This window comes from Pseudotabrizicola sp., from assembly GCF_030656345.1.
Classification (GTDB): Bacteria; Pseudomonadota; Alphaproteobacteria; order Rhodobacterales; family Rhodobacteraceae; genus Pseudotabrizicola.
This window is the reverse complement of record NZ_JAUSNR010000049.1, coordinates 55,302-74,111: the sequence shown is the minus strand read 5'-3', so window position 1 is coordinate 74,111 and position 18,810 is coordinate 55,302. Positions and strand designations below refer to the sequence as shown.

Below are 18,810 nucleotides of genomic sequence, written 5' to 3'. Positions count from 1 at the left end.
TCGAGATATCTGCATGCTTTTGTCCCTCGTGGTTGATCACGTTGCCATCGTTGTAGTGGTCTGCAGGCATCCAAGCCATCAATCTTTGGTGGATTCGTGCCCGATCACCGAAAGATTACTCCAATCGTGGATCGTCAGCCTGCACCAGAAGAACACCATGATTGTTGTCTGCATCGTCATCCGTAATCTTGCGGGTTTCGACCCCGGGCAAATCAGCAAAAGCTTCCATCATGCGCTTGGGAAACCACGTCATCGGCAAGCTTTCAAAGCCGGGGACACCTTCAAGGACCCGAGAGAGCGCAATGGTGCAGTTCGCTTTTGGAACCGCACCATAGGCCATTGCCCGCTGCATGATCAGTGCGGCCACTTCGGGCGAAACTTCGACCGTCTGCTCCACCACGTCGAAAGTCTCGCGCGCATGGTAGTCGATATAGAAATCAACCATTTTTGGCGTAACACCGAAATGCACATCATTGCGCTCGGGAAGCTGCGGGTGGCGCCATGTTCCGGCGGGATCAAACATGACCCTCTGAGCGCCGTTGATCAGAAGCCCCGCATGCGCACCAGAGCCATTGCGTGTCGAAAGCACGGTGTAGAGTGTTACCGACGTCGGGCCGGGATGCGTGTAGCGTGATGCGACAACAGCCGCCTCCGGTGCCCAGATCGGTTCCGCCCCGCAGGCCGCCAAACTCAGGGTTGTCGCTATCGCCAGAAAGATTTTTCTCATCTGTGTTACCTGCCTGTGTAGCCAAGCCTTTCTTGGCAAAACTCAGGTCAACCAGTAAACTCTCCGATAGGCTGGATAGTATTCAGCAGTTTTGACAATTCTGCCGCATCGTACGGGTTCTCGGGCATGTTCTGAGACACCAAAATGTCAAATGACTGTGCCGCATCATTCTGATAACTACAGTTCTATGAACAAGTCGGGCCTCTTCATTAAAGTTCTGGTTTTCGCTGCGTATGTGCTGGCGACGCTTGCTCCCGGTTGGACCGTGGTCGGTGAGCAAACTCCGGTTGAACATGCCCAGATGATGGCCACGGCTGGCCACGAAATGAAGCTCGCCGATACGGGCCGCTCTGAGACAAACCAAACAATGCGCTTGTGCCAGCAACTTTGTTTGGTTGTGGTTGCGACCCTGCCGACAGCTGATCAAACAATTGAAATAGCCGGGCACCCGATTGACGTTGAGACCGGAGATGATCCTCTGGTTTCCTCGCTGGCCTTTCCGCCTCCCGGACATCCTCCAAAAGTTGCAGTGATCTGACCCTGCAGAAGGGGCGCCCGCGCCCCGATCTGCCAGTCTGCTATTTTCTGCGACTCACAGGAGAACTCACATGTCGCTTTTGACCCGACGCGGCTTTCTTGCCGCAACTTCGGCTTCGGCCGCTACTTTGCTTTTGCCCGCTCAAGTGCGTGCCCAGTCTGCCCGGATGGCCCTTTCTGCCACATCGCGCACGATTGAGGTGCAAGGCAAGGCTGCAACTGTCTGGGGCCTTCTGGACAACAAAGGTCGTTCGGGCCTTGTCCTCGATTCGGGGCAGGCCTTTGCCGTTGATCTGACCAATACGCTGGACGCGCCGACGATCATCCACTGGCACGGTCAGATCCCGCCCAATGTACAGGACGGGGTGCCCGACCTCCCGATGCCAATGCTGCAACCCGGAGAGTCCCGCGCCTATGACTTTACCGCACGTCCCGGCACCCACTGGATGCATGCTCATGTCCCCGAGCATGAAATGCTGCTGCTTGCCGCACCGCTCGTGGTTCGGCGGCCGGAAGATGTGTCGGCCGACAGGCAGGAGGTGACGCTATTCCTGCATGACTTCTCCTTCAAACCACCAGCCGAAGTGCTGGCCGAGATCACTGGCAGCACCTCGATGACCGGGATGGATCACGGCCAGATGGGGCAGGACGGCATGGCTACGATGGAGATGGGCTCGATGGGGCAAGGCGACGCGATGTCGATGCCGGGCATGGACGGCATGGCCATGGACCTGAACGATTACAACTTTGATGCCTATCTCGCCAACGACCGCACCCTTGACGACCCTGAGGTATGGCAAGTCGAAAAAGGCGGCCGGGTCCTTGTTCGTGTCATCAATGCGGCAGCAGCGACGGTGTTCTGGATCGACACAGGCAGTCTGCCAGGACGTTTGGTCGCAGTGGATGGTGAGCCGGTCCAGCCCTTGCCCGGCAGCCGTTTCGGTCTGGCCATGGGTCAACGTCTTGACATCGAACTGGACGTGCCAGCAGAGGGCGGAGCTTTCCCCATCCTCGCGCTGCGTGAAGGGGCAAAGGAGCGCACGGGTGTAATTCTTGCAACGCCGGGCGCTTCAGTGATGAAGGTATCCAGTCTGTCGGACGCTGAACATCCGGCATTCAGCGCCGACGCGTCCCAAGAGGCTGCCTTGCGCGCCGTCATGCCGCTGCCCGAACGCGCGCCGGCTTCGCAGCCGATGCTGATGCTAGGCGGGTCGATGGTGCCCTATGAATGGACGATCAACGGCAAGACCTGGCGTAACCATGACCCTGTCACAGCGAAATCCGGGGAAAGGGTCGAGATCACGTTTCACAATATGTCGATGATGGCGCATCCCATGCACTTACACGGTCATGCGTTTCAAGTCGTCAGCACGGGCGGTGCGCGCTTTGCAGGTGCCGTGCGCGACACCGTACATGTGCCACCTATGGGTATGGTGACGGTTGCGGTTGATGCAGGCGAAGCCGCACGGTGGATGCTGCACTGCCACCACATGCCCCATCTTTTGGCGGGCATGATGACCGAATTCGCAGTTTCGGTCTGAAAGCTGCCGTGACCCATGGCGTGCCCCATGGGTCATGGCCCCCTTTGCAGGAGACAGGGAATGACGCAGTTTCTCGGGCGACGTGCCGTTCTCGCCGCATTGGCGATGCCATTTGTCACGCAGCGTGCGGAAGCGCGTGCACCCTTTCGGCTGCGCAGGGACCCGCAGCCATTGCTGTCGCCCCCAATCCTGGAAGAGTCTGGCACCGAACGGCGTCTCGAAGATTTCGCGGGCCGGGTGATCCTTTTGAACATCTGGGCAACTTGGTGCCCGCCGTGCCGGGAAGAAATGCCAATGCTCGACCGACTTCAGGCGCGGATCGGCGGCGCGGATTTTCTGGTGCTTGCTCTTTGCATCGATGATGCGGGAATTGGCAAGGGGCGCCGCTTTTATAATGAGATCGGCATTGCGAACCTATCACTTTACTGGGCTGAGTCTCTCCGTGTACAGCTGGCCCTTAGCTTTGTCGGACTGCCGACGACACTTCTGATTGACCGCAAAACTCGTGAGATTGGGCGGCTACAAGGCCCGTTCGACTGGGACAGCGACGACACCGCCGCGCAAATAAGCGGTCTTTTCTGAGCGACGCTCCCTCACGCAGATGGCCCTGATGAGGTGACCGCCCCCTGGCGGCATCAATGTGCCAAGGTGAGTCTGCGAGGATCCACAAAGGCTACGGTCACATAATCGGAACCGTCCAGCGTCCTAGTGCCCATGCGGAAAACGCTCAGAACCGACATTCCCCAAGTGGCCTGCCGCCTGATTGGAAGTTCGCCCGATTTCGTTTGCTGATCGAATTCTTTGGCATCCCGTGCGGTGTCCACCCCGGCCTGAGCTGCAGAAAGCGGGCAGATCGGGCCTTGATCAGTATCATCTCGGCCCGGCACCCATATTTTGCAGCGCTCCGGATAAATCTGTCGAGCCGCTTTCGTTCGCTGTCGGGCGGGTTCAAGGTCACGCACATGTCGGCGGTGCCCGCAATCGACGGATGGCAGCCAGTTCACAGAAGGGGCTCGCTTCACCACCTTACCGCGATGCGGCTGAGGCCTTTGTCTGAAGAATGGCCCCCGCCAAGCGACAGGGGCCATAGGGTACTTAGGGCAGTGTCATCTCGCTGTATTCGCCACGGACAGAGAGCGTGATGGTGACATCCTGCCCGCCCCGGTTGCGCCAGAACCAACCATGATTGCCCGTGAAAGCAGCAGTCAGAACGCCCTCGGCACGCTCTACCGCTCGGCCCTTTTCATAGCTGATGTTCTCGCCACCACCGTCGCCATGCAGATCGAAGTTGACGACGCCGTTTTCAGCAACCCAAAGGAACTCGGCTTTCGCCCCTTCTGTCATAACCAGCTTGACCTCAACTCCATCGCCTGGCGTCAGCGTAACGCTGTATTGATCCGTCCATTCGGGCGCGACGGTCTGGGCATAGGCGGCTGGGAAAAAGAAACCGAATATGCCGCCACGAAGGCTTGACTGATCGTCGCTGGCACCACTTTTTTGAAGCTCCAGCAGCCGGTCTGCTTCAGCTTCTTCAGAAAGTTGAGTCTTTATTTCGCCCATCTCGGCCAAGCCAATAGCCTTGCCGATGCCGGTCGGATCAATTGCGTATTCTGATGGCAGGACGACAGTTATGAGGATTGCAACTGCCGCAGCAGCGGCCAGAATCGTGGATTTGATTAGCTGCGCCGAGGTCGGCAACTCATCGAGGTTTGGTTTGTTTCCGTTGTGCATTTTCATGTTCTCCAAGGGGATCAGGCGACGAAGTAGCCGGTCATCTGCATTCCAAACAGAATGAATCCGGCCGACATCATCACGACATTAGCGGTGTAGGCGTGCTTCCAGAAACCGGCAGTCCTGCGCCAATAGCCCATGACAATCAGGATCATGGCGAGGGCGATCAACTGGCCGATCTCGACGCCGACGTTGAAGGCAAGCAGGTTCGGGATCAGGCCGTCCTGTGCGATTTCATATTCCAGGATTTTGGTCGCAAGACCCAACCCGTGAAAGAAGCCAAAGATCAGGGTCGCAGCCTTCGTATCGGGCTGGAACCCGAACCACCGTTGGTAAGCGCCCAGATTGTCGAGCGCTTTGTAGACTACCGACAGACCGATGATTGCGTCGATAAGATAAGCGCTGACATTCCAGCCGAAATAGACGCCCGCCAGCATTGTTGTGGAATGGCCGATGGCGAAAAGGCTGACGTATAGAGCGACGTGCTTCATCTTGTAGAGGAAGAAGACGACACCAAACAGGAACAGCAGATGGTCGTATCCTGTGACCATATGTTTGGCCCCCAGATACATGAAGGGTATCAGCTTCATGCCGCTAACCTCCTGGATATAGCCCTTGTCGCCTTCGGTGACGGCATGGGCATAGGCCGTGGTCACAAGGGCGATGAGCGCCAGCAGGACCATTGCCATGAGGATCAGGGATTGTCGCATTGGATGCGACAGATGCCCCGACCCGTAGGATCGGTTGTGTAACATTGTGATTTTCCGCTTTGTGAAAGGAATTGATAAACACGCTCTGAGGCGTGGTCTCATCCTCGCGGGGGTCGGTCCAGATCAAAGACACTACGACCGGGTAGTGCATTGTTGGCCACAAGCCAATTCGAGCGGTTCGGTTGCATGACGCCAGACGCCATGCGGGTAAGTAGGAATGCTGTGTTATGATCATGATCGGTCACATCATGTCCGTGGCCATGATAGGCATGCACCACATCAACGATTTCCTCGTGAGTGTGACCATGATCCGCGATCTTCGTTTGATGGTCGGCGACGATCTGGGCCAGTTCAGGCAAATCGTGTGATGCAATTCGCGCATTCGACGACAACAGCATCGCGACCGCCAGTGTGACGGTCAGCATAAGTCTGACAAGTGTTCCAATCTGCTGTTTCATGTTGCCTGCATTTTGCGAGTCTGGGCCCGCTTGCCTTATCCCCCTGGGGGGGTTAGCTCTTATCTATGTCAAAACACCACACTCATGCAACCCACGCCGACATCGCAAAGCGGCTGAAACGTGCCAATGGCCACCTATCCAGCGTGATAGCGATGATAGAAGACGGTAAACCATGCACGGATATTGCCCAACAGCTCCAAGCAGTTGAGAAGGCCGTGCTACAGGCCAAACGCACCTTGATTCAAGACCATATTGATCATTGCCTCGATGAAGCGGTGACTGGCTTGGGCGACACATCCGTCGTTGCGGATTTCAAGGCAATCACCAAATACCTTTGAGGGACCACCATGCTCTCTGTCCTCGCCGACCGCACCTATCGCCATTTGTTTCTTGCCCAAATCGTCGCTCTGCTTGGTTCGGGACTTGCCACGATCGCGCTGGGGCTGTTGGCCTATGATCTGTCAGGCGACCGTGCCGGTCTGGTCTTGGGCACGATCTTCACGATCAAGATGATCGCCTATGTCGGCATTGCGCCCATCGCGGGGGCTTTCGCCAACCGTTTGCCGCGCCGGACCATGCTGGTCAGCCTTGATCTGATCCGGGCAACCGTGGCGCTGTGCCTGCCCTTCGTGTCCGAGGTCTGGCAGGCCTATGTTCTGATCTTCGTGCTGCAATCGGCCTCTGCCGCCTTCACGCCGACGTTTCAGGCTACAATCCCCGACATCCTGCCCGAGGAAGACCGCTACACCCGAGCCCTGTCACTCTCGCGGTTGGCCTATGACCTTGAGAACATCGTCAGCCCGATGCTGGCCGCGATTCTGCTGACCCTGGTCAGCTATCACGTCCTGTTCTTCGGAACCGTGATCGGATTTGTCGGATCTGCATTGCTGGTTGTGTCGGTCCTGCTGCCCAGCCCACAAGCGACAGCGCCGAGGGGCATCTATGACCGAACTACACGCGGGATGCGGATCTACCTTGCCACGCCGCGCCTGCGCGGGCTCTTGTCGCTCAACCTCGCCGCCGCAGCGGCAGGCGCGATGGTACTGGTGAACACCGTGGTTCTGGTCCGCTCCGATCTGGGGCTGGGTGACGCCCAGGTGGCCATCGCGCTTGGCTTTTTTGGGGGCGGCTCAATGCTGGCGGCCCTCTTGTTGCCCCGTTTTCTGGACAAACGCCCCGATCGCTCCCTGATGATCGGTGGCGCGGCTGTTCTGGTTATCGCTCTTCTGGGCCTGTCTCTGATGTCACGGGTCCACGACACGCAGTGGCTGCCGCTCCTTGCAGGTTGGTTCGTCATCGGGATCGGCTATTCCGTCGTACTGACCCCATCCGGGCGGCTGCTCAAGCGATCCGCCCACGCCGAAGACAGACCAGCCGTCTATGCCGCACAGTTCGCGCTGTCACACGCTTGCTGGCTGGTGACATACCCGCTGGCAGGGTGGCTGATCACGGTCGCCGGACCAACGACGGCATTTGCCCTGCTTGCATTACTGGCCGCTGCCGGGATGGTCGGCGGGAGTGTTCTATGGACGCCGGACGATAGCAGGCCTTTCGAACACACTCATGAGGACCTGGCAGAAAATCACCCACATGTTCAGCAAGGCCGAACACATAGCCATCCAATCGTCATTGATGACTATCATCCGCACTGGCCAAGAGTGGAAATGCTGAAAAGTGGCCGTGGCAACAAGACCATTTAACGGTAGCAAGGTCTGGCATGGAGTGAGTTCATATCCAGCACACCTGTCCCGTCGCCCACAAATCGGTCGATTTCCGCCGCTTCACAGAAAAGTCAGGCACGGATGTCTTTGACGGAATTGACAAAACAAGGGATGCAAGGCATGCAAGCTCGCATGAAGACGTCGTGGACCTTTCCCAAACTCCTTCAGGCACTTGCTTGCCTGATGTTTGCGTTTTCGGTGGTCGCCCTTCCAGCGATGGCAGGCACACAAAATCACTCTGCTCACATGATACATGCGACGCAGTCATCAGTGGCCGATGCTGCTCATGATCACGTCGCGGCATCCGCGCACTGCGCGGGTGATGGGCAGGTCGCCGCGAAAGCGGATGACTCAAGCGGTGCGTCGTTAGTCTGCTGTGACAGCATCTGCGTAGCTATTGTTATGCTCGATCAGGCAGGTGGGGCAGGATCACTGCCACTACAAGAACACAGCGCCATTCGGGTTGATACCTTTTATGGTGCAGCTACTGTTGGGCTATTGCGCCCACCAAAACTGATCTGATTTTTCGTCGGTCCCCTTCGCAGGGGTAAATGCTGCAAGCGTTGACCGCTTGCCGCCGTGACCAGATTAAATCAGGCAGATCAAATGAAATTCCAACTTATGATGGGGGCCTTCGCCCTCCCTCTAGGGGCGTGTGCCTATCAGCCCACTCCCCTTCCCGATGTCACGGCTCAACAGGCTGTTGTCAACCTGACAGTCGCGTCGCCCATCCCGTATCAGGACCCGCTGGCTGGCTACACCTATCGCGGGCCGACGGGGCCGCGCGATTGGCGTGAAGTCAACGAAGAACAGACGGAGGGCAACTGATGCGGATGCTCAAACGCCATCTGTTTTTCGCTGCTCCTATGCTGCTTGGCGCTTGTGTGGGTGCTGTTCCGGGCGCCTATACTGATCAAAAAGCTGGTTTCGGTGTGGTGTCAGCGCAAACCTCTGCCGCTATCGGCAAGCGCACCGCCTTTGCCCAGACTCAGGTCGAGAATGATGCCCTGCGACGTCAGGTTCAGGGAATGGTCAGCGGCAAGCGGATCGGTGCAGATACGGCCGTTCAGGCAGCCCTTTTCAACAACAAGGGATTGCAGGCCGCTTATGCCAATGTCGGGCTGTCGGCAGCAGACGCGTGGCAGCAATCGACCCCGGAAAACCCCATCGTCTCCATCGGCCTCTTGGGGATCGGAGCGCCGGAGCTTGGTGCCTACCGCGCGATCGAGGGCATGTTCCGCGCCAATGTTCTGGATGCAACCACCCGCAAACAACGCGTTGCCATTGCGGATGCCGCGTTTCAGCAGGCGCAGCAAACAGCCGTTAATGACACGCTGACGCTGGCCAACCAGACCCGCATTGCCTGGATCAACGCGGTCGCGGCGTTTGAGACGGTCGGCTATCTGACCCAAGCCAAACGTACCTCGGATGCTGGCTCGGAACTCGCCCGCAAGCTGGGCGAAACGGGGGCGCTGAACAAGGCGGGGCAAGCGCGCGAACAGGCGTTCAATGCCGAACTCGCGGGCCAGTTGGCACAGGCACGGCTAAACGCAACTCGCGCCAAGGAAGAGCTGACCCGGCTGATGGGCCTTTGGGGCGGTGATGTGAATTACACCGTGCCGGACGCCCTGCCCGCGCTGCCCAAATCGGTGGGCAAGATCAGCAACCTTGAGGCCAAGGCCCTGAGCAACCGGGTCGATCTGCGCATCGCCAAACTGGGGCTGGCCGCTCAGGCGGCGGCCTTTGGGCTGACCGATCAGACCCGGATCGTCAACGATCTGGAGATCGTCGGCGGTGTGGAACTGGAGCGCGAAGTCGGCGCTAGCGGTGAGGTCGAACAGAAAGTGGCGCCCCCGAACCTTGAGGTCGAATTCGCCATACCGATCTTCGACTCCGGCAAGGCGCGCATGCGCAAGGCCGAGCTTTCCTACCTGCAAGCCGCCAATGTGCTGGCGGAAAAGGCCGTGAATGTTCGCTCGGAAGTGCGCGGCGCGGAGGCGTCCTATCATGCGTCCTACAAGATCGCGCGTCACTACCGCGATGTGGTCGTGCCGTTGCGCACCACGGTCGAGGAAGAAGGTCTGCTGTCCTATAATGGCATGATCACCAACACGTTCGAGCTGCTGACCGATGTGCGCGAAAAGCTCTCCGCACAGCTTGAGGCGGCGAATGCCAAGCGCGACTTCTACCTTGCCCAAGCCGAGTTGACCGCCGCGATCTATGGCGGCGGTGCAGGTGGCGGTAGCGGCGGCGAAGGCCCCGCAATCGCTGCTGGTGGCGCAGGACATTGACCTTAGGTTTGAAAGGACATCCCATGTTGAACAGACGTCAATTGATCGGGGTCGGTGCCGCAGGTGCGGCGCTCGTCTCCACGCAGGCCTGGGGCAAGACCACGAATATGGGTCTGCCAGAGGCCGCCGAAATGGACAGCGCGGCCACGCTGATCACACCACGCCCGTCTTCGGGGCCGGACTACACGCCCGTTGTCACCCTGAACGGATGGACCCTGCCGCACCGGATGAACGGTAACGTCAAGGAATTCCATCTGGTCGCCGAGCCGGTCGAAAGGGAACTTGCAGACGGCATGATCGCCCACCTCTGGGGCTACAACGGTCAGTCGACTGGACCGACCATCGAGGCAGTCGAGGGCGACCGAGTGCGGATTTATGTGACCAACCGTCTGCCCGAACACACCACCGTGCATTGGCATGGGCTTATTTTGCCGTCTGGCATGGACGGCGTTAGCGGCTTGAGCCACCCCGGAATCCCACCGGGCAAAACGTTCATCTATGAGTTCGATTTGATCAAGTCTGGCACCTTCATGTACCATCCGCACGGCGATGAGATGACGCAGATGGCAATGGGGATGATGGGCTTCTTCATCGTCCACCCCAAAGACCCCACGTTCATGCCCGTAGACCGCGATTTCCTGATCATGCTCAACGCTTATGACATTGATCCCGGCACATTCGTTCCGCGCATCATGACAATGACGGATTTCAACCTGTGGACGTGGAACAGCCGGATCTTCCCCGATCTCGACCCGCTGGTCGTGAACCGGGGCGATAAAGTGCGCGTGCGGGCGGGCAACCTGACCATGACCAACCACCCGATCCACATGCATGGCTATGACTTCAAGGTGACCTGTACAGATGGCGGCTGGGTGCCCGAAAGCGCGCAATGGCCCGAAGTATCCATCGACATCCCCGTGGGCGCCATGCGAGCCTATGAGTTTGTGGCCGATCACTTGGGCGATTGGGCGATCCATTGCCACAAGTCGCACCATACGATGAATGCAATGGGCCATGACGTTCCCACCTTTATCGGCGTCGACAAGAAGCAGTTGACACAGAAAATTCGCCAGTTCCAGCCGGAGTACATGCCCATGGGCACGTCCGGCATGGGCGACATGGCGAAAATGGAAATGCCACTGCCCGACAACACGATCCCGATGATGACAGGATGGGGACCATACGGACCCATCGAGATGGGCGGCATGTTTTCGGTGGTCAAGGTGCGCGAAGGGATTGGCGCCGACGATTACTCAGACCCCGGCTGGTATGAAAACCCGCCCGGCGAGCAGGCCTATGAATGGACAGGTGAACTTCCCGAGTTTGCCACCAACACAAGCCCAAAAACGCAGATTACCCCCCGCCCAATGCCCACCCACAAGGGCTGACCCTACCAAGCAATGGCCCTGAACGGGCCGCAAACATACAGGAAAAAAACATGAAACTATTTCTTACCACGGCTTTAATCGCTTTTACCGTCACCTCTGCGTTTGCGTCTGGCACACATGAAGGCAGCGATGATGGGATGATGGAGGTCGGAATGCCCGCCAAGAAAAAGGCAGGTATGACCAAGGTGAATGTCTCAATGATCGAGACTGAAGACGGCGAGATGCTGTTTGAACCGCGCAAGCTGGATTTCAAAGCTGGCGAAACAGTGCAGTTCACCTTCACCAACAATGGTGAGAACGCCCATGAATTTGTCATGGATACCTTTGCAAGTATCGAAGAGCATAAAGGTGTGATGGAAAAGTTCCCAGAGATGGAACATGACGACCCGAACGCCATCCGTCTGCAACCCGGCGAGAAAGGCACCATCGTCTGGACCTTCGCCAATGAGGGCGCCTTTGAATTCGCCTGCCTGATCCCCGGTCACTACGAGGCGGGCATGAACGGCGCGCTGACCGTAAACTGATCTCAACTCAACCCACCTCAATAGGATATAAACATGACCCTTCTCAAAACACTCTCGCTTGGCACCGTCGCATTGATCGCCTCAATGTCTTTCGCATCTGCCGAGACCTATACCAAAGGCACCATCAAGAAGCTGGACGCCAAGGCAGGCAAGGTCACTATCATTCACGAAGATCTGGTCGATCTTGAGATGCCCGCCATGACCATGGTTTTCCGGGCCGATGACGAACTGATCGCCAAAATGGCTGAGGGGCAGGACATCGAGTTTCTGGCCGACCGCGTCAAAGGCAAACTGACCGTGACGGCGCTGAAGTAGCGCGCCTTCTGGGGGGTGCGGACATAAAGTGCCGCGCCCCCCTCTCTTTCCATTGCAGCAGCAGAGCGGACCCCAAAATGAAAAAACTCGCCCTTGTTTGTGTGGCCATCGCAGTAATTGCTGGCGCATGGTTCTTGTTCCAGCCCAAAGGTCAGAGCCTGTCGGCGGCGCAGACAAGCCCGCTTGCCGATGGTGCCATGGTGGCCGTGGTTGTGCCTGCACAGTTCACCGAGCAAGAGCAGATGGGCGAGCGCGCTTATGAAGCGAAGTGTGCGGCTTGCCATGGTGCGAATGGCCAAGGCCAGGATGGCGTGGCACCGCCTTTCGTGCACCGGATCTACGAGCCAAATCATCATGGCGACATGGCTTTTGTTCTGGCCACACAAAACGGCGTTCGGGCGCACCATTGGTCGTTTGGCGATATGCCAGCCGTTGAAGGCGTCACGGTTTCCGACGTATCAAATATCGTGGCATATGTCCGGGCGCTGCAGCGGGAAAATGGCATCAACTGACGATATTGCAGACGACTGTCGCGTTGCCCTTAAATGGGGTCATCCTCAATTTGTGTGGTGGAGTGGCAGCATTCGAGTTCTGAGTAATTCCGGTCCTGCTCTACCGTTCATAGCGCGTTTGAGGGTTTTCAGTTGGTTGATTTGGTCTTCAGCTTAGCCGTTTCTCCACGGCATTTCGATGGCATTTCGGACCGCATCGATGTCCCTGTGGAGCGTTCGGGCCAAGCGCATGGCTAGGGCCCTCATCGTTGAGAAGGTGGGAGATCCGACCTCTAGCGCATCTACTTTCCGCGCCTGATCTGGGGTGAGCTTTCCTCGGGGCTAGATACAGAGCGCAGCCGAAATAACCGGGGAGATCGCGTGCCCCGTTTCAGTATCTCGAACTGGTCCTAGGATCTGAGCCACCTTGGTTGGATGGTTATGTGCTTGTTTTTCGGCTCGGCGCCAGCCGGCCAATAGTTGCTGCAAATTTGCCAAACTGCCCTGATACCCGCGACCCCTTATCATCTGGAACAAGGCACTGCCGGTGTGAGTGTCGTTTTTTCAACATTGTCTCATGAACTCTTCAAAGTACCACGGGGATGTCGGCTTCAATGGGGACCGTTCAACTATCTGGTGTCATGCTGCGCGCCGAAAGAGCGGTATTGGCACGAATGGTGAAATGACGGTGTGCCTTGTTTGAAGGGGCGTCTTGTATGCGAGGCGTTCTGGAAAATCGCCGTGGGCCGGGGCTACGCGAACTTGAAGGAGCAGGTTTGCACCTCGTACGTAACCATCCGGCGTAGGCCGCGGTTATGCGGCTTTGACGATCAGACCGCGCTGCCAGTTCCAGGGAAGGAGTTCTGGCAAGCGTGAGAGGGTCATGTCCGGCAGTCGTGCCAGAACATCTGCCAGCCAAGCCTGAGGGTCGACGTCGTTCATCTTGGCGGTGACGATCAGGGAATACATGAAGGCGGCGCGGTCTCCGCCGCGGGAGGATCCGGCGAAGAGCCATGCCTTCCGGCCAAGGGCCACGCCGCGCAGGGCACGTTCGGCTGCATTGTTCGTCAGACAGATGCGGCCGTCTTCGAGGAAGCGGGTGAATGCGTCCCAGCGGCCGTCTTCATCAAGCATGTAGTTGATGGCCTTGGCGACGGGGTTGTGCTTCGACATCCGGGCGCGCTCAGCCCGCATCCAGTCGTGCAGGTCCTCGACCATCGGGCGCACGAGGCGCTGACGGGCGTCATGGCGGACCGCGGCGGTCAAGCCGGTGATCTCGCGCTCGACATCGAAGATGGTATCGATGCGTTTGACCGCCTCCAGCGCGATGGGCGAGATATCTTCGGCGACCCTTTTGCCTTTCCGGGCGATGGCCTTGATGTCGGCCAGTTCGAAGAACTTCCGCCTGGCGTGGCTCCAGCACAGGGCACTCAGCACTGGCGCGGGTTTGCGAGCCGCATCGTAAACGCCGTTATATCCGCCATAGGCGTCGGCTTGCAGGATGCCTGTCCAGCCCGCCAAGTGCCGGGTCGGATGTTCCATCCTGCGGTCGGTGGAGAAGGAATAGAGCGCCGCCGGTGGTGCCCCGCCTGCAAAGGGCCGGTCGTCGCGCACATAGGTCCAGAGCCGGGCCGTCTGGGTGCCACCCTTGGCCATCAGGGGCACGGTCGTATCATCCGCGTGCAATCGTTCTGCCCCGAGGACATGGGTGCGGATCAGGTCGTGGATCGGCTGCAGGGCGGCAGCGCAGGCCCCGACCTGATCGGCTAGGGTCGAGAGGCTGATCTCGACGCCCTCCTTGGCATAACGCTCCGCTTGCCGGTTCAGGGGCTGATGCTGTCCGAACTTCTCGAACAGCACCATCGCGAGCAGGTTGGGGCCTGCCCAACCCCGGGGCGTCGGGTGGAACGGCGCTGGCGGCTGGCTGATCTTCTCGCAGTCGCGGCAGGTGAACTTCTCGCGGACGGTCTGGATGACCTTCCATTGCCGGGGGATGACCTCCAGCGTCTCGGTGATGTCCTCGCCCATCTTCACGATGCGTGTCGACCCACAGCAGGTGCAGGCAGCCGGCGCTTCGATGACCACGCGCTCGCGCGGCAAATGCTCGGGGAACGGCTTGCGGGCGGGACGGCGGCGTTCGAAAGCCGCAACTGTGGTCTTCGCCACGGCGGCATCCGTCTTTGCTCGATCCTGCCCAAGGTCCGTCTCCAGATCCTCGAGCTGCATCTCGAGTTGTTCTATCAGCCGGGCGTAGCGTTCGGCGCTGTGGCCGAACTGCTTGCGGCGGAGTTTGGCGATCTGGAGCTGCAAGTGCCGGATCATCGCATCGGAGGCGGAAACGACGGCGCGCGCCTGTGTCAGCTCTTCCTCTGCTGCGGCTGCACGCGCTTCTGCCGCAGCGAGAGCAACACGCAGAACAGCAATCTCCGAAGGGGTCTCCGACATGCCAGAAACCTACCACGGAACACCGGAATAGTCCAATAAAACAAGGGCATTTGGCTATCAACCCGCCGAGGCAGGCCGCTGCGTCCAGCGCGGATTACGCCAGTCTATCCCTTCCAGAAGATAGCCGAGCTGCGCCGCCGAAACCGGAACGGCCGCGCCATTCTGGCTCACCGGCCAGATGAACTTCCCGGCCTCCAGCCGCTTCAGATACAGCGACATGCCGACCCCATCGTGCCAGAGGATCTTGATCAGATCGCCCTTGCGGCCCCGGAAGCAGAAGATCTCACCACCATGCGGGTCGCGCCCGAGCCCCTGCTGGACCTTCAGCGCCAGACTGTTCATCCCGCAGCGCATGTCCGTCACTCCGCCCGCGATCCAGACGCGCGCCCCTGCCGGAAAGGCGATCATCGTGGATCCAGCACGGCCAGCAGCGCCGCCAGATGCGAAGGGGCCAGCAACACAGGGATCGTCATGCGGCGCCCGTTCGTCAGCGTGATGTCGATCCGGGCATCATCGGCTTCCCGCGAGGGCCGCTCCGCTGGCTCAGGCAGGGCGCTTTCCATCACCAACGGCACGAACCCCCCGCCAGCCTCCGGCACGCCAAGCGTCCCGCTGCGATACTCGCGCCGCCAGATCGAGAGCAGCGACCGCGAAATCCCATACCGCCGCGCAGTTGCCGAGCCCTGCCGATAACCGCACAGGCTCTCCTCCACGATCCGGATCTTGTCCTCGTCCGACCAGTGCCGACGACGGCCAACCTCGTCGGCCGCGAAGATCTCGATGGGTGAAACAAATGAAGCGCATGCCATAAGGCAATGCCTTACGACCATTTACTCAATCAGAGCAGACGGCCCTCACCGCAGGCTTACCCTCGTACTGACCAGCGCATCTGCTGCTTTTTGACCATCCGCCTTGCAACGAGATTGTTGAAGCTCGCTTCCAGGATCTGCGACACAGTCAACCGCGCGGTCTTCTTGTGGTCCGCAGGCACAACGTACCAAGGCGCATCTTCGGTGCTGGTCGCCGAGACGCAGGCCTCATAGGCGGTTTGATAGGCGTCCCAGTAGGCGCGTTCGGTCATGTCGGCAGTGCCGAACTTCCAGTTCTTGGTCGGGTCGTCGATGCGACCTAGGAAACGTGTGCGCTGTTCGTCCTTGGACAGATTCAGGAAGATCTTCACCACGCGGGTGCCGTTGGCGTGCAGATGGCGCTCAAGGTTGGTGATCGACCGGTATCGATGCTTCCAGAATACCTTTGCGTCAATCATCGGCTCCGCCAGCGCCTCGGCGCGCAGCAGTTCAGGGTGAACGCGCACGATCAGCACTTCCTCATAGTAAGAGCGGTTTAAGATGCCGATGCGGCCCCGTTCGGGCAAATCACGCGCGGTGCGTCAGAGAAAATCGTGCTGCAATTCCGTGGCGGAGGGGTGCTGATAGCTGAACACCTGGCAGCCTTGCGGATGCTAGAGACGCCAACAGTTTAGTCTTTGCAGTGATGCGATCGGTCAACTCGTCGATCAGGGCCAGAATGTCGGTGCATTCATCCACCAGCAGCTTGGGCAAACTTGTTGCATGTTCAGCCAGCCATGCAGTCATACGCGTCATTTGGTTCATGCCGATAGAAAACACGACGCCATATTCGTAGAAGTTGGCCCGTAGGGCGTTCATCAATTCTGTGCGCTGCCGAACCAGCCTCTCTCGCCCTCTAAAGACCGCCGCGCGGGCCTGCTGCGCCTCGGACTTGGGCGAGACAAAGCGCATCTCCGGCTGGCGTGCGGCAATGACGATCACCTCAGCATCGGCGGCATCGTTCTTCTGCTTCTTGACGAAGGGACGAACATACTGCGGTGCAATGAGCCTGGCCTCATGACCAAAAGACTGAGCTTCCCGAGCCCAATAACTGGCGCTCCCGCAGGCCTCAAAGACCATGAGACTGGCAGGTAAACGCGTCAGGAATACGCGAAACTGCGCTCGGCTGAGCTTTTTCCGGTAGACAACGTCACCCGGAGGGGTCGCGCCATGCACCTGAAAAATGCGCTTAGCCAAGTCCACGCCAAGGATCATATCCTTCACAGACCATCCTCCCCTGAATGTGCTGCAGGACAAGCATCGCACAGATGCAGCTTGCGAATAGGGGCGCGGACGGCAACCACCCCATCTATTCAGACATTTTCGTTTATCGTGCCGAGTTCCGCAGCCATGTCCGCCAGCAACGCCATCATCCGCGGCGACAGATCGCTATTCTCGTCTTTGACCAGTTGTGTCAGAAACCTTTGGAATACATGCCGTCCTTGTGCCGGACGCAGCCCCCGCTCCATCAGAAAGCCGCGCGCCTGATTGATCAGTCGGGTCCTATCCTGCACAAGCCGCTCGCGCGCCCGGTGGAGAGCCTGCAAGTCGACTGCTCTTCCGTCTTGATCGGCACAAAACTCATGGTCGGGCGGGTTGCGGCCTCTGCGATGCCTTCTGCGTCCCGGTCATCATTCTTGTGCACATTTACGTAGGGGCGAACATAAAGCGGCGACATCAGGCGCGGCTCGTGGCCAAACTGCAAACAGAACCGGCCAATGTGATGCGCCCCGCCACAGGCTTCCATGGCGACGACGCAACGCGGCAACTGCGCCAGAAACTCCTGAAGTCGAAAGCGTTGAACCCGTCTGCGCAAAACGACCGAACCCTTGGCGTCGATGCCCGCCAGGCTGCAAACCGGTTTGCCCAGATCAATCCCAAGAACCGTGATCTCCATCGGAATACTTCTTTCCCACCGACACTCGCAACTATAGCTGCGGTTGGGCGGGAAGGCAGTTCATCCCATTAGTTCATGGCCCAGAGCATGCGCGCCATCTTATTCGCCAGAGCAATGGCTGCCAGCATCCTTGGCTTGCGGGCGAGGATGCGCCCGAGCTGCGAGCCTTCCACTGGAGGTCGAGCCTTGGTACCGGAGATTACCGCCATGGCCCCGATGATCAGAAGGCGCCGGATATCCCGCTGCCCTGATTTGCTCGTTAGCCCGTCATATCTAAACGCAAACTTCGATTCCGAGACAGTCTTGTCCAGAGACATCAAACTGACGGTTGAAAGCTGCTTTAGCCAATCGGCCGATGCGAACAGAACATCAATCTCGCTTCAACAGTTCAAGTGATGGTGTATTGCTCTGTAAATTCGGATAGCCTCGGTTACGGTGGCACGCTACCTTGAGGCACCATCGAACCAGCGGATTTTCACGCACTCAAGTAATTTGACGTGTCTAAAGCCGGTGTCTTTCTAAACAAGCGCTTTTGGCCACGTTCTGGGAGTACAGCGATATGCAGCCTCAAGAGAATATCTCGATCGGAGTTCCATCTCGTACCATCGAATAAATCTCTTCCATTTGGCGATCTGAAACCGAGATACACCCTGCCGTCCAATCCGGTTTGATCGGATCGATGTTGCGGCGGCGCCCGCCGTGAATGAAGATTTCGCCGCCTGGCTCACGTCCCTTTGCTTTAGCAAAAGCTACGTCGGCCTCGTTTGGATAAGAGATGCCGATCGACAGATGAAACAAACTTCTCGGATTGCGCCGATCTATGATGTACTTACCCTCCGGCGTTTTGCCGTCGCCCTCGAATTGCTTGTGTCCTGTCGGCGCGAAGCCAAGATCTACCTTGTAGGATTTGAGGACCCGCTCACCGTTGTAAAGCAGCAATGTTCGGTCGCTTTTGAACAGGTCTATGTGGGTAACTTCTGGTCCGTCATAGGTCTTGAACTTGCTGCTGGCACAGCCTGCCAAGCCAAGAGCAAGACCACCTAGAACGACTCTTCGACGTGTCGTAGGCGTCATATTCATTCCTCAACTCCTTTGGATTTGACCAGTAGTGGGTCTCTATTTGGTGTTCAAGTCCGACTCGTTTAAGATAAGATCGGCATAGGATTTTATAAACGATGGTACTGAG

24 protein-coding genes and 2 pseudogenes are annotated in these 18,810 nt (G+C 58.4%); 12 read left to right on the top strand and 14 right to left on the bottom strand.

Annotated elements, in window-relative coordinates:
* Positions 1 to 115 precede the first annotated feature (115 nt).
* Positions 116 to 727 (bottom strand): hypothetical protein, encoded by a 612-nt coding sequence (locus Q7J44_RS21800; protein WP_304883180.1) that lies wholly within the window; start codon positions 725 to 727, stop codon positions 116 to 118.
* A 151-nt stretch (positions 728 to 878) separates the two neighbouring features.
* Here Q7J44_RS21800 and Q7J44_RS21795 point away from each other — a divergent pair, with 151 nt between their 5' ends.
* From Q7J44_RS21795 to Q7J44_RS21785, 3 genes are all read left to right on the top strand, one after another.
* The gene (locus Q7J44_RS21795) at positions 879 to 1,265 is read left to right on the top strand and encodes a hypothetical protein (RefSeq protein WP_304883179.1); all 387 of its coding nucleotides are present in this window, start codon (positions 879 to 881) and stop codon (positions 1,263 to 1,265) included.
* 70 nt (positions 1,266 to 1,335) lie between these two features.
* Positions 1,336 to 2,805 (top strand): multicopper oxidase family protein, encoded by a 1,470-nt coding sequence (locus Q7J44_RS21790; RefSeq protein WP_304883178.1) that lies wholly within the window; start codon positions 1,336 to 1,338, stop codon positions 2,803 to 2,805.
* 60 nt (positions 2,806 to 2,865) lie between these two features.
* On the top strand, positions 2,866 to 3,387 hold the full coding sequence (locus Q7J44_RS21785; RefSeq protein WP_304883177.1) for a TlpA disulfide reductase family protein: 522 nt from the start codon (positions 2,866 to 2,868) through the stop codon (positions 3,385 to 3,387).
* 513 nt (positions 3,388 to 3,900) lie between these two features.
* Here Q7J44_RS21785 and Q7J44_RS21780 read toward each other — a convergent pair.
* The 3 genes from Q7J44_RS21780 to Q7J44_RS21770 form a co-directional block, all read right to left on the bottom strand.
* Complete coding sequence (locus Q7J44_RS21780) at positions 3,901 to 4,536, bottom strand: transmembrane anchor protein (protein ID WP_304883176.1); 636 nt, start codon at positions 4,534 to 4,536, stop codon at positions 3,901 to 3,903.
* 20 nt (positions 4,537 to 4,556) lie between these two features.
* Positions 4,557 to 5,225, bottom strand: coding sequence for a HupE/UreJ family protein (locus Q7J44_RS21775; protein WP_304883215.1), 669 nt, complete (start codon positions 5,223 to 5,225; stop codon positions 4,557 to 4,559).
* 119 nt (positions 5,226 to 5,344) lie between these two features.
* Positions 5,345 to 5,704: a hypothetical protein gene (locus tag Q7J44_RS21770; protein WP_304883175.1), complete on the bottom strand. Its 360-nt coding sequence runs from the start codon at positions 5,702 to 5,704 to the stop codon at positions 5,345 to 5,347.
* 65 nt (positions 5,705 to 5,769) lie between these two features.
* Here Q7J44_RS21770 and Q7J44_RS21765 point away from each other — a divergent pair, with 65 nt between their 5' ends.
* The 9 genes from Q7J44_RS21765 to Q7J44_RS21725 all read left to right on the top strand — a co-directional run bounded on the left by Q7J44_RS21765 (position 5,770) and on the right by Q7J44_RS21725 (position 12,455).
* On the top strand, positions 5,770 to 6,042 hold the full coding sequence (locus Q7J44_RS21765; RefSeq protein ID WP_304883174.1) for a metal-sensing transcriptional repressor: 273 nt from the start codon (positions 5,770 to 5,772) through the stop codon (positions 6,040 to 6,042).
* A 9-nt stretch (positions 6,043 to 6,051) separates the two neighbouring features.
* Positions 6,052 to 7,404 carry an MFS transporter gene (locus tag Q7J44_RS21760; protein WP_304883173.1) on the top strand — a complete coding sequence of 451 codons (1,353 nt, stop codon included), beginning with the start codon at positions 6,052 to 6,054 and terminating at the stop codon, positions 7,402 to 7,404.
* A 102-nt stretch (positions 7,405 to 7,506) separates the two neighbouring features.
* Entirely contained in the window at positions 7,507 to 7,947 is a 441-nt protein-coding gene (locus tag Q7J44_RS21755; RefSeq protein ID WP_304883172.1) for a hypothetical protein, read from the top strand.
* Between the two features lie 84 nt (positions 7,948 to 8,031).
* Positions 8,032 to 8,253, top strand: coding sequence for a hypothetical protein (locus tag Q7J44_RS21750; RefSeq protein WP_304883171.1), 222 nt, complete (start codon positions 8,032 to 8,034; stop codon positions 8,251 to 8,253).
* Positions 8,253 to 9,716, top strand: coding sequence for a TolC family protein (locus Q7J44_RS21745; RefSeq protein WP_304883170.1), 1,464 nt, complete (start codon positions 8,253 to 8,255; stop codon positions 9,714 to 9,716). Before Q7J44_RS21750 ends, Q7J44_RS21745 begins: the two co-directional genes overlap by 1 nt.
* 23 nt (positions 9,717 to 9,739) lie before the next feature.
* Positions 9,740 to 11,104, top strand: a complete 1,365-nt coding sequence (locus Q7J44_RS21740; RefSeq protein WP_304883214.1) for a multicopper oxidase family protein — start codon at positions 9,740 to 9,742, stop codon at positions 11,102 to 11,104.
* 50 nt (positions 11,105 to 11,154) lie between these two features.
* A complete protein-coding gene (locus tag Q7J44_RS21735) occupies positions 11,155 to 11,628 on the top strand; it encodes a cupredoxin family protein (protein WP_304883169.1) in 474 nt (157 codons plus the stop codon).
* Positions 11,629 to 11,661: 33 nt separating this feature from the next.
* The gene (locus Q7J44_RS21730) at positions 11,662 to 11,943 is read left to right on the top strand and encodes a copper-binding protein (RefSeq protein ID WP_304883168.1); all 282 of its coding nucleotides are present in this window, start codon (positions 11,662 to 11,664) and stop codon (positions 11,941 to 11,943) included.
* A gap of 77 nt (positions 11,944 to 12,020) precedes the next feature.
* Positions 12,021 to 12,455 carry a cytochrome c gene (locus Q7J44_RS21725; RefSeq protein WP_304883167.1) on the top strand — a complete coding sequence of 145 codons (435 nt, stop codon included), beginning with the start codon at positions 12,021 to 12,023 and terminating at the stop codon, positions 12,453 to 12,455.
* A 45-nt stretch (positions 12,456 to 12,500) separates the two neighbouring features.
* Here Q7J44_RS21725 and Q7J44_RS21720 read toward each other — a convergent pair.
* The 10 genes and pseudogenes from Q7J44_RS21720 to Q7J44_RS21675 all read right to left on the bottom strand — a co-directional run.
* Positions 12,501 to 13,058: pseudogene (locus Q7J44_RS21720) on the bottom strand (ISL3 family transposase); the annotation flags it as partial.
* Positions 13,059 to 13,247: 189 nt separating this feature from the next.
* Positions 13,248 to 14,879 carry an IS66 family transposase gene (locus Q7J44_RS21715; protein WP_304883166.1) on the bottom strand — a complete coding sequence of 544 codons (1,632 nt, stop codon included), beginning with the start codon at positions 14,877 to 14,879 and terminating at the stop codon, positions 13,248 to 13,250.
* Between the two features lie 57 nt (positions 14,880 to 14,936).
* Positions 14,937 to 15,287: an IS66 family insertion sequence element accessory protein TnpB gene (tnpB, locus tag Q7J44_RS21710; protein WP_304883165.1), complete on the bottom strand. Its 351-nt coding sequence runs from the start codon at positions 15,285 to 15,287 to the stop codon at positions 14,937 to 14,939.
* Positions 15,284 to 15,688, bottom strand: a complete 405-nt coding sequence (locus Q7J44_RS21705) for a transposase (RefSeq protein WP_304883164.1) — start codon at positions 15,686 to 15,688, stop codon at positions 15,284 to 15,286. Before Q7J44_RS21705 ends, tnpB begins: the two co-directional genes overlap by 4 nt.
* Before the next feature lie 56 nt (positions 15,689 to 15,744).
* Entirely contained in the window at positions 15,745 to 16,254 is a 510-nt protein-coding gene (locus tag Q7J44_RS21700) for a hypothetical protein (protein WP_304883163.1), read from the bottom strand.
* A gap of 1 nt (position 16,255) precedes the next feature.
* The gene (locus tag Q7J44_RS21695; protein ID WP_304883213.1) at positions 16,256 to 16,942 is read right to left on the bottom strand and encodes an IS110 family transposase; all 687 of its coding nucleotides are present in this window, start codon (positions 16,940 to 16,942) and stop codon (positions 16,256 to 16,258) included.
* Positions 16,943 to 17,040: 98 nt separating this feature from the next.
* Positions 17,041 to 17,196, bottom strand: coding sequence for a hypothetical protein (locus Q7J44_RS21690; protein ID WP_304883162.1), 156 nt, complete (start codon positions 17,194 to 17,196; stop codon positions 17,041 to 17,043).
* A 23-nt stretch (positions 17,197 to 17,219) separates the two neighbouring features.
* The gene (locus Q7J44_RS21685; RefSeq protein ID WP_304883161.1) at positions 17,220 to 17,624 is read right to left on the bottom strand and encodes a transposase; all 405 of its coding nucleotides are present in this window, start codon (positions 17,622 to 17,624) and stop codon (positions 17,220 to 17,222) included.
* A 68-nt stretch (positions 17,625 to 17,692) separates the two neighbouring features.
* Positions 17,693 to 17,890 (bottom strand): annotated as a pseudogene (locus Q7J44_RS21680) (IS110 family transposase); the annotation flags it as partial.
* A 301-nt stretch (positions 17,891 to 18,191) separates the two neighbouring features.
* Positions 18,192 to 18,704, bottom strand: coding sequence for a murein L,D-transpeptidase family protein (locus tag Q7J44_RS21675; RefSeq protein ID WP_304883160.1), 513 nt, complete (start codon positions 18,702 to 18,704; stop codon positions 18,192 to 18,194).
* Positions 18,705 to 18,810: the final 106 nt, after the last annotated feature.

Coding starts and splice junctions, on each gene's coding strand:
- Q7J44_RS21780 (WP_304883176.1), bottom strand. CDS start 4,536: ATGCACAACGGAAACAAACCAAACCTCGATGAGTTGCCGACCTCGGCG.
- Q7J44_RS21735 (WP_304883169.1), top strand. CDS start 11,155: ATGAAACTATTTCTTACCACGGCTTTAATCGCTTTTACCGTCACCTCT.
- Q7J44_RS21785 (WP_304883177.1), top strand. CDS start 2,866: ATGACGCAGTTTCTCGGGCGACGTGCCGTTCTCGCCGCATTGGCGATG.
- Q7J44_RS21730 (WP_304883168.1), top strand. CDS start 11,662: ATGACCCTTCTCAAAACACTCTCGCTTGGCACCGTCGCATTGATCGCC.
- Q7J44_RS21765 (WP_304883174.1), top strand. CDS start 5,770: ATGTCAAAACACCACACTCATGCAACCCACGCCGACATCGCAAAGCGG.
- Q7J44_RS21675 (WP_304883160.1), bottom strand. CDS start 18,704: ATGAATATGACGCCTACGACACGTCGAAGAGTCGTTCTAGGTGGTCTT.
- Q7J44_RS21740 (WP_304883214.1), top strand. CDS start 9,740: ATGTTGAACAGACGTCAATTGATCGGGGTCGGTGCCGCAGGTGCGGCG.
- Q7J44_RS21770 (WP_304883175.1), bottom strand. CDS start 5,704: ATGAAACAGCAGATTGGAACACTTGTCAGACTTATGCTGACCGTCACA.
- Q7J44_RS21790 (WP_304883178.1), top strand. CDS start 1,336: ATGTCGCTTTTGACCCGACGCGGCTTTCTTGCCGCAACTTCGGCTTCG.
- Q7J44_RS21705 (WP_304883164.1), bottom strand. CDS start 15,688: ATGGCATGCGCTTCATTTGTTTCACCCATCGAGATCTTCGCGGCCGAC.
- Q7J44_RS21745 (WP_304883170.1), top strand. CDS start 8,253: ATGCGGATGCTCAAACGCCATCTGTTTTTCGCTGCTCCTATGCTGCTT.
- Q7J44_RS21685 (WP_304883161.1), bottom strand. CDS start 17,624: ATGGAGATCACGGTTCTTGGGATTGATCTGGGCAAACCGGTTTGCAGC.
- Q7J44_RS21750 (WP_304883171.1), top strand. CDS start 8,032: ATGAAATTCCAACTTATGATGGGGGCCTTCGCCCTCCCTCTAGGGGCG.
- Q7J44_RS21755 (WP_304883172.1), top strand. CDS start 7,507: ATGTCTTTGACGGAATTGACAAAACAAGGGATGCAAGGCATGCAAGCT.
- Q7J44_RS21760 (WP_304883173.1), top strand. CDS start 6,052: ATGCTCTCTGTCCTCGCCGACCGCACCTATCGCCATTTGTTTCTTGCC.
- tnpB (WP_304883165.1), bottom strand. CDS start 15,287: ATGATCGCCTTTCCGGCAGGGGCGCGCGTCTGGATCGCGGGCGGAGTG.
- Q7J44_RS21795 (WP_304883179.1), top strand. CDS start 879: ATGACTGTGCCGCATCATTCTGATAACTACAGTTCTATGAACAAGTCG.
- Q7J44_RS21800 (WP_304883180.1), bottom strand. CDS start 727: ATGAGAAAAATCTTTCTGGCGATAGCGACAACCCTGAGTTTGGCGGCC.
- Q7J44_RS21695 (WP_304883213.1), bottom strand. CDS start 16,942: ATGATCCTTGGCGTGGACTTGGCTAAGCGCATTTTTCAGGTGCATGGC.
- Q7J44_RS21715 (WP_304883166.1), bottom strand. CDS start 14,879: ATGTCGGAGACCCCTTCGGAGATTGCTGTTCTGCGTGTTGCTCTCGCT.
- Q7J44_RS21775 (WP_304883215.1), bottom strand. CDS start 5,225: ATGGCAATGGTCCTGCTGGCGCTCATCGCCCTTGTGACCACGGCCTAT.
- Q7J44_RS21690 (WP_304883162.1), bottom strand. CDS start 17,196: ATGGAGCGGGGGCTGCGTCCGGCACAAGGACGGCATGTATTCCAAAGG.
- Q7J44_RS21725 (WP_304883167.1), top strand. CDS start 12,021: ATGAAAAAACTCGCCCTTGTTTGTGTGGCCATCGCAGTAATTGCTGGC.